This window comes from Paenibacillus sp. BK033 (assembly GCF_004345425.1).
In the GTDB taxonomy this organism is placed as follows: domain Bacteria; phylum Bacillota; class Bacilli; order Paenibacillales; family Paenibacillaceae; genus Pristimantibacillus.
In genome coordinates this window covers 1,240,074-1,252,356 of the sequence record NZ_SLVP01000002.1, presented here as the reverse complement: position 1 = coordinate 1,252,356, position 12,283 = coordinate 1,240,074, and the positions used below count along the sequence as shown (strand labels likewise).

Sequence of the window (12,283 nt, the reverse complement as noted above, 5' to 3'; positions counted from 1 at the left end):
AAGACCCCTTGAAGACGACGAGGTTGATAGGTTCGGGGTGGAAGCACAGCAATGTGTGGAGCTGACGAATACTAATCGGTCGAGGGCTTATCCTAAAACAACCCCAAAAAGTGAAGTTAAGCGTTGCAGCTTATTCCGATTACTTTTCGGGGACCCCGGTGTAACAACCGGAAAACACTTAAGGAATTCAAACTTTCGCATCCAGTTTTCAAGGCGCAAAGCCATGTACATATTAAACCTGCCTGTTCTAGGCAGGTTTTTTTGTTGTTTACTGATTAATGTTTGTAAACATTTGTATGGATATATACCGACCATAACAGCAATATATTTTCGAATTAATATAGAGTAATGAGTAATTAGCCATAAATTATGATGAATAATGAGAGTAATATTAGAACGAATGAGAAATTTCTATGAATACCCAATTATTCAGGATAGTTATGGTAAACTCAAAAAACGCGAGTCTAAAGACAAGCAAGCATACATACTGGAGGGATCGCATACATGAAACGAAAGCTTGGCACACTCGTCTTGTTGATGCTGATAGCATCTATCCTCTGCCTGCCTTTGGAGGCGTCGGCTGCATCGTTAAAGGTAGGCAGCAAAGGGACTGAGGTTAAGGATTTGCAGGAAAGACTTTATATGTTGGATTACTATAAAGGCAATATAACGAGTTATTTTAGCATATCAACGAAGTCTGCTGTAGCAGCCTTTCAGAAGGGCGCTGGCTTGAAGCCCGATGGCGTTGCCGGCTCCGCAACGCTGCACGCTCTGCACAAAGTAACCGTAGACCGCTCTGACTTGTCCCGTATGGCGAGAGTCGTTAACGCAGAGGCGGGAGGCGAGAGCTACAAAGGAAAGATTGCCGTAGCGGCCGTTATTTTAAACCGTACAAAAACGAGCGGTTTCCCAAGTACAATACGAGGAGTTATTTTTGCTCCAAGCGCATTTAGCGTCGTTAGCAACGGGCAGTTCTGGAAGATGCCGACGGTCAGCGCATTGGATGCTGCCAAGGATGCAGCAAAGCGGGTTGATCCTACGCATGGCGCTTTGTATTTCTACAATCCCAAAATTACGAATTCCCAATGGATGAAGTCGCGCCCGGTAACCGTAAAGATCGGGAACCACGTGTTCACCAAATAATGAAAAGAAGCCTGCCGTTTACGCATTCGTAAACGGCAGGCTTTTTTAACCAAAGAAGGTTTTGTATAGCAGGAACACGTTAAGGACGATAATGACAACAGCTACAAACCAAGCGAGTATTTTCATCCATAGCGGATTAACGAAATTGCCCATTTTCTTTTTGTCGCTGGTGAACTGAATGAGGGGAACGACGGCAAAGGATAATTGGAACGACAGAATAATCTGACTGAGAATCAAGAGCTGTGCCGTGCCGCTTTCACCGGAAATCGCGGTAACAATAACGGCCGGAATGATGGCGATCAGCCGAGTAATCAAGCGGCGGAGCCAAGGTTTAAGCCGGATGTTCAGGAAGCCCTCCATGACGATCTGACCGGCAAGCGTGCCTGTCAGCGTAGAGTTTTGCCCCGAAGCAAGAAGCGCTACACCAAATAGAACGGAACCAACCGCCGTACCGAGAAGCGGTGTTAATAAATCATACGCCTGACTGATTTCGGACACTTCGGTCATACCTGCTTCATGGAACGTAGCGGCTGAGATAATCAGTATTGCGGCATTTATGAATAAAGCGAAGAACAGAGCTATGGTTGAGTCCCATGTCGCGTATTTGATGGCCTCGCGTTTGCCAAGCTCCGTCTGATCGTAACGTCTGGTTTGCACGATGGACGAATGCAGATACAGGTTGTGCGGCATTACGGTAGCGCCAAGGATACCAATGGCAATGTACAGCATCATTGGGTTAGTGACAATGTGTTGGCTGGGGATTAAGCCAGAGAACAGAGCCGGTGCATCCGGTTTTGCCAGAAAAATCTCGGTAATAAAGCAAGCTCCGATTGTAAAAATTAGAACAATAACAAGTCTTTCGATATACTTGAAACCTTTATTCTGCAGAAGAAGAACAATAAAGACGTCGAGCACGGTTATGATTACTCCGTAAATCAAAGGTACGCCAAACAATAAATTCAGCGCGATCGCTGAGCCGATAACCTCGGCCAAATCGCAAGCGGCGATAGCCAGCTCGCATAGCAGCCATAACGTAAAGACAACTGGCTTACTGTAATGGTCCCGACATGCCTGCGCAAGGTCTCTCCCTGTGACTATACCCAATTTTCCTGCCAATGCTTGCAGCAAAATTGCCATCAGGTTGGAGATCAGAATAACCGAAAGCAGCGTGTAACCAAACATGGCGCCTCCGGCTATATCCGTTGCCCAGTTTCCCGGGTCCATATAACCTACGGCTACAAGGTAGCCGGGTCCGGCAAACGCCATAAACTTTTTCAACCAGGAGCCCTTTGTTGGAATGCGGAGCGAACGGTGTACTTCCGGCAAGGAAGGCTGCGTACCTTGCGTACGCCAAGCTTCATCCTGCGACTGCGTAACGGATGTCTCCATCATGAAAATCACCTCTTGTCTTTTCCTTAGCTAATATTGTTGCATGAGTGCAACTTTTCTGTCTAAAAAAACCACATACTTAGGAGTATGCAGAGCGGATTTTTTTGTTTCTTAATTTTATTGTACTCGTGCAACTTTTTTTGTCAATGACAACTTTCAGCCTGTTAGATCGAATACCACATGGTATGGATTCATTTTGCGATGGGTGAAGAGAAAATGCAAAGGGTCGTTCCTTGGAGAGAACAACCCTTTACCAATCTAATCCTCATCATGATGATCACGATGCTCAGTATGTCCGTCGAAAGCATGCTGGACATTCTCCATGAATTCTTCGACGGCTTCGCTGATCATGTCGATTGGACCGGAGCTCTCGTGATCCTTCGGCGTATTGATTCCGGCTACTGTATTCGAGGTTTCGTTATAGAACTCATCATATTCATCATTATGCTTATCTCGTCTGCTCATGAATCAACAACCTCCTCGGCTAACATTCCATGTCTTAAGGTAGTTTACCCAATCTAAATGAAATGAATCAGGCCTTCCACGAGCACGATAAAAATGATTACCCCATACTGTACATGCACACTTAGGCCTATGCCCACATACAATGTAGAACTGACGTATTCGGAGGATGGCTTAGTACGGAGTCTTTCCATTACAGCATGGGGGTGTACAGTATGGGGTTGTTTGCAGCTATTGCGCTATTCATTAAGCAGTTGTCACTGCTTGTATCTTATGTGAAAAATAATGCTTTCCCGCAGCCGCTGCATGAAGAGGAAGAGATGAAGCATTTGCAATTGATGGCCGAAGGCAACGCACATTCGCGCAACTTACTTATTGAACATAACCTGCGCTTGGTTGCCCATATAGTGAAAAAATTCGACAATACGGGGGAAGATCTTGAGGACCTGATTTCCATCGGAACGATTGGATTGATTAAAGCGATCGAAAGCTTCCAGACCGGGAAAGGCACGAAGCTTGCCACTTTTGCCGCTCGTTGTATCGAGAATGAAATACTTATGCATTTGCGTTCTTTGAAGAAGACGAGGAAAGATGTTTCCCTGCATGACCCAATTGGCACAGACAAAGAGGGGAACGAAATAACGCTGATCGACATTCTAGGCACGGAAGCCGACGATGTCGTGGACCGGGTGCAACTGAAGATTGAGAAAAGCAAGATCTACCGCAATCTCGATATTCTCGATGAGCGCGAGCAGGAAGTGATCCGCGGCCGGTTCGGCCTGGATCATGGCGGGGATGAGCGGACGCAGCGGGAGATTGCGAAGGAGCTTGGCATCAGCCGCAGCTACGTGTCTAGGATTGAGAAGAGGGCGCTGATGAAGCTGTATCATGAGTTTTATAAGGCGAAGAAGTGACTAGTAGTTAATCAATAAAATATTGTAATAAGCAAAGACAATCCCCTTGCGAGGTGGATTGTCTTTTTGATACGGACGGATTATGGCTTGCGCATTCGCGTTACAAAATTCTTAAAAAAGAGCACATAGTTCTATAAAAAACACATACCGCTCCCGGAAAGCGCGCTATAGAATGAACTTAATCTTATGCAGCAGTAATTGGGGGAACGCTTGGTGAAGGATCTATTCGATGTAAAAGAATTCGGGGCCGTAGGTGATGGCATTTCGATTGACACGCGCGCAATTCAGCAAGCTATTAATGCTTGTCATGAAGCTGGCGGTGGATATGTTGTGCTTGCCGGAGGCACATTCGTTTCAGGAACGATTTTTCTCAGATCAAACGTCTATTTGCAGGTGAATCCCTCCGCAACTTTGCTTGCCAATCCGGATATCGGAGATTATCCGGACGGGACGCATTATAACCGTTACGTAAATGAGAAGGATATGGATAAATGCTTTATTTACGCAGAGGACGCGGAGAATATCGGCGTGGTTGGCCAAGGCGAGATTAACGGCAACGCCGAGAGTTTCCCGAATTTGGGAAGCATCTATCGTCCGATGATGATGCGCTTCCTTCGTTGCCGGAATATTCATGTCAAAGGTCTACGTCTATACAACTCAACGGCGTGGACGACAGCTTTTCTGGACAGCGAAAATATTTGGTGTGAAGGTCTCGATATCCGGAATGACAAACGGTATAACGGGGACGGATTGGATTATGACGGTTGTAAAAACGTGTTTGTATCTAATTGCAAAATTCTCGGCACCGATGACAATCTTTGCCTACAGGCAAGCAGCAAGGATTTTCCGATGAAAAATGTCCATATCAGCAATTGCCATTTCACCTCGATATGCGCAGCTGTCCGAATCGGATTGAAGTCTGTCGGAGATATTTCGAATGTGGCTATTCATAACTGCACGTTTGAGAATGTATGGCGGGAAGGCATTAAAATCGAGTGTACGGAAGGCGGGAGCATTACAGACATCGTGGCGCAGGGACTCGTGATGAGAAATGTTTCGCGGCCGATCTTTATTATTCTGAACAACCGCTTGGATGTTATTGGCTCATCGATTGGTCTTGATGAAATGCCGGCGATCGGCACGCTGGAACGGATCACACTGACTGATATCATTGCGGTGGATGATGAAGAGATGCGAAAAACCCATTATCGATTCACCGACGACGTCATGGGCTGCCCGTCATTCAGCGGGATTCGGGTTGATGCGTGCAAACCTTATCCAATCCGTGATTTAACGATAAGGAATATGGCCTATACGTTTATCGGGGGAGTTAAAAAGGAAGATATTCCAAACGAATACCCGGAGGTATGGGATTTGCGTAATAACCATCCGGAGAAGGTATCCGAGAATTATTACCCGACCTGGAGCCGTGCAACGTTTATGGATATACGTTGTGTAGACCGGTTAGTATTGGACGGAATGAAGCTTCATGCGAAATACGAAGATACGCGGGAATCGTACCTGCTGGATAATTGCAATACGTTAAAGATGGATATACTAGAGTATTAACATAGAAGGGCATGCAGGGACGCGATCGAAAGTCGCGTCCCTGTTCCAGCATCGACATGGGCATGTAGTATTGAGCTATAATCTTAAACATAGAGCAAATGAAGGGGGAGGTCACGATGAAAGTCACAGTAGTTCTAGCCGACGATGAGCCGCTTATCCTGAAGGGACTGAGCAAGCTGATTCCATGGGAAGAGCAAGGGATTGACATTATTGGATTCGCGTACGACGGGAAAGAGCTTCTTGAGATGATCGAGCAGCGTAAGCCTGATATCGTGATCAGCGATATCAGCATGCCGCATTTAAGCGGAATCGACATTATAAAGGAAGTGAAGCATCGCGAGCTGCCTTGCAAGGTTATTTTTGTCAGCGCTTATCAGGAGTTCAAGTACGCCAGAGATGCCATTTCCTATGGTGCAGTCGATTATCTGGTTAAGCCTGTCAAGAAATCGGATCTCGAAGCGGTGCTGGCTAAAGCGCTCTCCCTTATTCTTGAAAAGGGTGAGGAGGACCGCCGGCGCAGCAAGTTGGACCTGCTCGAGCGAAAAAATCATGACGATGAGGTAGACGGATGGGTCGAGCAGCTTGCCGAGGGTACATTGTCGGAACAGTCCGAAGGCTACCGTTATTTGACGGAAAAGCTTTTGGGGCCGCTATATACCATAGGTGCTGCGAGAATTGATCCGGTCGGTAACGATAACGAAAGATGGCCGATGCAGACGCAGAAGCTGGTCCAATTCGCTATTCATAATATTGTGCAGGAAAGTATTGCGGGAATTGGACAAGGTTATTCCTACGAGAAAGCCGGCAGCTTCGTGTTTGCTTTGAGTTATGAGGAGCCTGGCTTGCCGGTTCGTCTGGCGGAAACCATTAAGGACAATATCTTTAAATATCTGAAGCTTAACGTATCCGTCGGAGTTGGGGAATCTGTAAAACAATTGTCTCAATTAAGCCAATCGCGCGAACAAGCAGAGCACGCGCTATCCATGACGTATTTTACAGGATTGCACCGGGTCATCCGATACCGGAAGCCTGAACAGCGCAAAGACAGGGAGAAGGAGCTGTTCGTACTACAGTCTGAAATTATCCGCGTTATGACGGAAGGCTCCTGGGACATCGTTCTGCTTAAGGTGAAGGAGCTGCTGCAGGTTATTGAATCCGCCGCAATTGGCAACCGCCAGCTTGCGGTGTCGACCTGCTTCTCGGCACTGCTTTATATCGTGCAGGAAGTGAAAAAGTCCGATGCTCCCATGTCGGACTGGGGCTTTGATATTCAGCATTTGCAAAGCCGGCTGGGGAAATACGAGACTTTCGGAGAGATGTGCGAGGGGGTCTACGATATGATGCAGCTCTTATTCAATCGGATCGGCGATAATCCGGATCACAAGGAGCAGACGATGATTGCCCGAGTGGTTCAATATATCGAGCAGCATTACATGGAAGATATATCGCTGGAATCTGTTGCGGCGGTTGCCTTTATGAACCCTTATTATTTCAGCAGCTTCTTCAAGAAGCAGATGAAACGGAATTTCAAGCAATATGTAACCGATCTGCGGATGGAGCATGCTCTATCTCTTCTCAAGCACACCGACATGATGGTCTATGAGATTGCGGAGAAAGTCGGCTATAACAATGCAAGGCATTTCAGCGACATGTTCAAGAAACAAACAGGCAGGCTGCCTCAAGAGTATAAGAACGCTCTGAGGGATTATGGCGGAGGGGATTAATCATTCGAAAATGGTGGAACAGCGTATTCGTTAAGTTTTCAGCAGCATTCCTAATGGTCGGACTCATTCCGCTTATCGCTCTTAGTGTTTTTTCGCTGCAGGCGTTCACGGGTCATGTTCAGCAATTCACGGTTAATAATCTGAAGCAGATGTCGCTTTATATGAGTTATAACGTAAATAACTTTTTCTCCGATTATGACGAGATTACCCGCCTTATGTATACGGGAAAGTACGAAGGATATTCGCATAACGAGTCGACGAACCAGACCGTTAATGTCAACCAGAACGAGCAGATCAACAATATTCCGATCGCCGCATTTCTAAGAACGGTCTTGTACAGCGATAAGCATATCAGGAGCGTGTTTTTCATTCGTTCCATGGACGAAAAGATCTACTATGAGACGAGGCAGAGCAAGCCGCTGCAGATAGAAAAGCTGCCGGTCGCAGAATGGCTGAAGCCGCTAGAGAAAGATCCGAACCATCTGTCTATTTATCCGACTCACAGCGAGACTTATTACAATTCGCAGAATCAGAAAGTCATTACATTCGGGCGTAATTTGATTGACATTTCAGGCACATTAACATCAGTGCCGAAGGTTGTGGGAAGCTTATTCCTCGAAGTTGATGCCGGTGTGCTGGACAGCTTATTCCAGGAGTTGAATCTTAACAAGGATGACGAGCTGTATGTGCTGGATAGCAACGACCGATTGTATTATAGCAATAAACCGGCTCCGGTTGATTCGGAGCAGGCAGCATCCTTCAAAAGCGTCAATGATACGAGACTTCTTGTGTTTACCAGCGATATTCCTTACTTGGAGGGACGTATTCTTATCAGAGTATCTAAGCAGGAATTGTTCAAGCAGCTCACATCCACCCAATCAACCGTATATATTGCGATTGCCGTCTGCGCGATCGTGCTTCTTGGCATGGGTACTTTATTCTCGAGAAGACTAGCTGCCCCCATCCGTCAGGTTCTGCAGCACATGAATAAAGTAGAGATGGGCAATCTGGATATTCAGATTCAGGATTATAAAAAGGATGAAATCGGACGCTTGGCAGTTGGTTTCAATCGGATGTTAGACAGGCTTAAAGTCTTCATTAATGATGCGTATGTTGCGGAAATCAAGCAAAAACAGGCAGAACTAAACGCGCTGAAGAGCCAGATTCGCCCCCATTATTTGTACAATACGCTCGAGGTTATCCGGATGAACGCGGTCTATAACGATGACAGTGAGGTAGCGGATATGATCCTGGCCTTGTCAAACCAATTAAAATACGTCATCGATTACGGGGAAGACTGGGTTTCTATTGAGGAAGAGCTGGATCATCTGAAGGATTATTTCTACATTATCCGGGTCCGGTATGAGAATCGGATCGATCTCAGGCTTCAGGTTGCTGATAATGTAAAACCAAATTACCAGTTACTTAAGCTGTCGTTGCAGCCTATTGTAGAAAATGCCATTCAGCATGGCATTCGCCCGAAGGGTGGCAAAGGAAGCGTGCTTGTTTCCGTCGAGCGGTTGGAGGACAAGCTTTGCGTTACGGTATATGACGATGGGGCGGGCATTAGCGGGGACAAGCTGCAAGAGCTGAATCAGCTCCTGTCGAAGCCGGAAGCGCCAAGCAAAAATGTAGGTCTGAAGAACGTGCACGACCGGATTAAGACGACCTGCGGAGAACCGTATGGCCTCGAGATAAGCAGCATAGAGAATGTAGGCACCTCCATCCGGCTGCTATTTCCTATCATGGTGAAACATCTTAAATTACCTGCACATGAGGCTTAAAAAACTTCATTCATCGCAAATGCAGGCGATGATAAGCTTAATGGCAAGGAAGTCGACATCCTTGAAGAAGTGCTGATCCTAAAAGGGAGGTTACAGAAAGATGAAAAAGAAATCATTCCTTCAGCTATTTTCCTTGGTCCTGATCCTGTCGTTAGTGCTAACGGCATGCGGGGGTCAAAACAACAATTCAGGTTCAACCAGCGGCTCATCGTCCAACGAACCTCAAGGTTCGAACAATGGGGGAGAGAAGGCTAAGCCCGTAACGATCTCGATCGCTTATGCGACCGGCGATCCGGCGACTAAGCAGGCGATCGAAACAACGATCGATGCTTTCACGGAAGCTAATCCTAACATTACGATCAAGAACATTAGCGAAACAACCAGCGACTCTTATCTGGACTGGCTGAAAACAAAAGATGCCGTTGGCGAGTTTCCCGATCTGGTAGAAATGCGCGACACGAAGGTGTTCGCAGATGCAGGCAAGCTGGCTGAACTTCCGCAGGAGCTCCACGATCTGTTCACTTACCTGCCGGAATACAATGGTAAATATTACAATGCTCCGCTGACAGGCAACGCGCCGAACGGAATCATTTACAGTAAGAAAGCTTATGCAGATGCTGGTGTTACGGAATTGCCGAAGACGTACGACGAATTCCTTGCTATCCAGGAAAAGTTGGCAGCAACAGGCATCTCGCCAATTGTTGTAGGCGGTAAAGATTTGTTCCACATGGGCTTTTGGGTGAACTACTTCCTGATTAATAATGTGTACAATAACGATCCGGACTGGAACTCCAAGCGTACAGCAAAGTCAGCAAGCTTCACGGATGCTGCGGTTGTACAAGCGATAACGGATTACAAAGATTTGTTTACGAAATATGTAGACAAAGGCTGGCTTAGCACGGCTGATAACCAAACGGCATCGATGCTGATCTCCGGCAAAGCAGCTCAACTATACTCCGGTCCATGGATGTTTGGTCAAATTTCCGAAGCAGATCCAAACTTTGAATACGGTTTCTATGCGCTTCCTAACAAAGACGGTTCGGTTATTGTGAACGGATTGCCAACACTGGCGGGCTGGTCTCTCTCGGCTGAAGCAGCCAAAGACCCAGCAAAGGTAGAAGCGATTACAGCCTTTATTAAATTCTTCTTTGATGCGGCGCAATACAGTCCATATCTGGCGACGGTAAATGGTATTCCGACGACTAAAGCCGAAGTTACCTACGAAACAGGCGAGCAGATGAAGGAAGTGCTGAGGCTGATGGCTGATACTTCTGTTAAGAAATCGATGATGATTAACCAATGGTTCGGCGATAATGCGATTCCTCCGCAATTCCGTAACTGGTTCTATAAGTTGCTGCAGGATCTGGTTGTCAAAAATGCTGATGTTAACGAATACATGAAGCAGTCCGATACGGAATACGACAACAATGTGAAGGCCAATAGTCAATAACATCCTAGAAATAAACATGCGGGATAACCTCTGCTTACCCGGCAGAGGTTTTCTTTCTATAAGAGGCAGGAGGAGTGCGTTATGAGTGCCACAGTATTAACTAAGAAAAGAAAGCAATGGTGGCGGAGCTACGCGATATGGTTTATACTGCCGGCTTTTATCCTGTATAGTCTGTTCGTCATGCTTCCCACCTTAAGCAGTATTTATTTAAGTTTTACTTCGTGGGACGGAATTAGTGAAAATGTCCGGTACATCGGTCTAGACAACTTCAAGGAAATTTGGGAAAGTCCACGGGTTCATAATGCATTAAAAAACACAATCATTGCAGCTATTTCACTTGTAGTCTTGGAGAACGTTGTTGCATTGCTGCTAGCCATATTGGTAGACCAGGTGCGCTGGCTACGTCATTTCTTTCGCAGCATCTTTTATTTCCCGGTATTGATGAGCGGCATCATTATGGGCTTTATTTGGATGATTATTCTGAACTACAATTTTGGGGTCGTTAATCAGGTGCTTGATATGATTGGACTAGGTTCCATTAAAGCGGATTGGCTCGGCGATCCGGATTTTGCCTTGCTATCGATCATATTGTCAACGGTGTGGAAATCTTCAGGCTACTATATGATCATTTACCTTGCAGGTCTGCAAGGAGTTCCGCAGGAGCTGCTTGAAGCGGCAAGTATTGACGGGGCGGGTAAATGGAAGCAGTTCCGTCACGTGACTTTCCCGCTGCTTGCAGGTGCTACAACGGTATGTGTCATGCTGTCGATGATCAATTCCTTGAAGTTGTTTGATCAGATCGCAGTTATGACCAATGGTGGCCCCGGCTTCGCAACAGAGACGTTGACTTATATTATATACAAGGTGGCGTTTGGCGAAGGCAGACAAGGTTTCGGCACCGCACTTGCCATCGTGCTGTTCATTCTCATCCTAATCGTATCGCTGATTCAAATTCGCGTGCTCCGCAAGAGGGAGGTGCAGATGTAAATGAGTAAAAAAGCTAAAACACCAGTGACGGCAGGCAATATTCTTTTGTTCGTTGTCACAATTGTCATCGCTATTGTATTTGTCTTTCCGATCTTCTTCAACATTATGTCCGCCTTCAAATCGAACGCAGAAATTATGAAGGACGCGATAGCTTTTCCGAAAGGATTTTATGTTGAAAGCTTCAAGTATTTGGTGACGAAGACGGACTACCCGAAAGCGATGCTGAATAGTGCTATTCTAACACTTGGTTCTATTGCAGCCATGATTGTTATTATCCCTATGGCAGCTTACGCTATTGAGCGGAATAACAAGAAGTGGACGAATGCTGTCTTTGTTTTCTTCCTGTTCGGTATGATGGTTCCGTTCCAGGTTTATATGATTCCGCTGTTTAAGGAATTAAATATAATGGGGCTGTTTGGCAATTTGGTTGGACCTATTATGATTTACATTGCCGGTTCGGTTGGATTTGGTGTCCTGCTGTACACCAGTTTCCTTAAAGGTGTTCCGCGCGAAATCGAGGAGTCGGCAGAAATTGACGGCTGTACCCGGATCGGAATTTTCTGGCGTATCGTATTCCCGCTGCTAGGACCGGTTACAGCGAGTATGGTCGTGCTGCAAGGCTTAGGGATTTGGAATGACTTCCTAATGCCAATGCTTGTTCTCCCATCTGGGCAGACGAAGACGATGATCGTCGAGCTGTTCTATTATGTCGGCGAGTTCTCTTCCCGCTGGGACATGATCTTCGCGGGCACGACTATGTCACTTGTGCCAGTGCTGATTGCTTTCCTGTCCCTTCAGAAGTATTTTGTTAAAGGCGTCTCTTCCGGCGCAATCAAAGGATAGCAGTAGAGGAGATTCATT

Annotated in this window: 10 protein-coding genes and 1 rRNA gene; 9 read left to right on the top strand and 2 right to left on the bottom strand. The window is 46.3% G+C overall.

The genetic code is table 11. From position 1 onward, the window contains the following. Both EV294_RS12320 and EV294_RS12315 read left to right on the top strand, forming a co-directional pair. A 23S ribosomal RNA gene (locus EV294_RS12320) occupies positions 1 to 95 on the top strand; the annotation flags it as partial. Between the two features lie 409 nt (positions 96 to 504). Next, the gene (locus EV294_RS12315; RefSeq protein ID WP_132307132.1) at positions 505 to 1,143 is read left to right on the top strand and encodes a cell wall hydrolase; all 639 of its coding nucleotides are present in this window, start codon (positions 505 to 507) and stop codon (positions 1,141 to 1,143) included. Between the two features lie 45 nt (positions 1,144 to 1,188). Here the strand turns inward: EV294_RS12315 and EV294_RS12310 are convergent, their stop codons facing one another. Both EV294_RS12310 and EV294_RS12305 read right to left on the bottom strand, forming a co-directional pair. Next, a complete protein-coding gene (locus EV294_RS12310) occupies positions 1,189 to 2,535 on the bottom strand; it encodes an Nramp family divalent metal transporter (protein WP_132307131.1) in 1,347 nt (448 codons plus the stop codon). Between the two features lie 255 nt (positions 2,536 to 2,790). Continuing rightward, positions 2,791 to 2,997, bottom strand: coding sequence for a hypothetical protein (locus tag EV294_RS12305; protein WP_132307130.1), 207 nt, complete (start codon positions 2,995 to 2,997; stop codon positions 2,791 to 2,793). A 212-nt stretch (positions 2,998 to 3,209) separates the two neighbouring features. Here EV294_RS12305 and sigK point away from each other — a divergent pair, with 212 nt between their 5' ends. The 7 genes from sigK to EV294_RS12270 all read left to right on the top strand — a co-directional run bounded on the left by sigK (position 3,210) and on the right by EV294_RS12270 (position 12,265). After that, positions 3,210 to 3,908, top strand: a complete 699-nt coding sequence (sigK, locus tag EV294_RS12300; RefSeq protein WP_015845870.1) for an RNA polymerase sporulation sigma factor SigK — start codon at positions 3,210 to 3,212, stop codon at positions 3,906 to 3,908. A 213-nt stretch (positions 3,909 to 4,121) separates the two neighbouring features. Next, positions 4,122 to 5,477, top strand: coding sequence for a glycoside hydrolase family 28 protein (locus tag EV294_RS12295; RefSeq protein WP_132307129.1), 1,356 nt, complete (start codon positions 4,122 to 4,124; stop codon positions 5,475 to 5,477). A gap of 116 nt (positions 5,478 to 5,593) precedes the next feature. Continuing rightward, positions 5,594 to 7,201 carry a response regulator gene (locus EV294_RS12290; protein ID WP_165930658.1) on the top strand — a complete coding sequence of 536 codons (1,608 nt, stop codon included), beginning with the start codon at positions 5,594 to 5,596 and terminating at the stop codon, positions 7,199 to 7,201. 53 nt (positions 7,202 to 7,254) lie between these two features. Continuing rightward, complete coding sequence (locus tag EV294_RS12285) at positions 7,255 to 8,985, top strand: cache domain-containing sensor histidine kinase (RefSeq protein ID WP_132307127.1); 1,731 nt, start codon at positions 7,255 to 7,257, stop codon at positions 8,983 to 8,985. A 100-nt stretch (positions 8,986 to 9,085) separates the two neighbouring features. Next, positions 9,086 to 10,435 carry an ABC transporter substrate-binding protein gene (locus EV294_RS12280; protein WP_132307126.1) on the top strand — a complete coding sequence of 450 codons (1,350 nt, stop codon included), beginning with the start codon at positions 9,086 to 9,088 and terminating at the stop codon, positions 10,433 to 10,435. 81 nt (positions 10,436 to 10,516) lie between these two features. Further along, positions 10,517 to 11,422 (top strand): carbohydrate ABC transporter permease, encoded by a 906-nt coding sequence (locus EV294_RS12275; protein WP_132307125.1) that lies wholly within the window; start codon positions 10,517 to 10,519, stop codon positions 11,420 to 11,422. After that, positions 11,423 to 12,265, top strand: a complete 843-nt coding sequence (locus EV294_RS12270; RefSeq protein WP_132307124.1) for a carbohydrate ABC transporter permease — start codon at positions 11,423 to 11,425, stop codon at positions 12,263 to 12,265. The last annotated feature ends 18 nt before the right edge of the window (positions 12,266 to 12,283 follow it).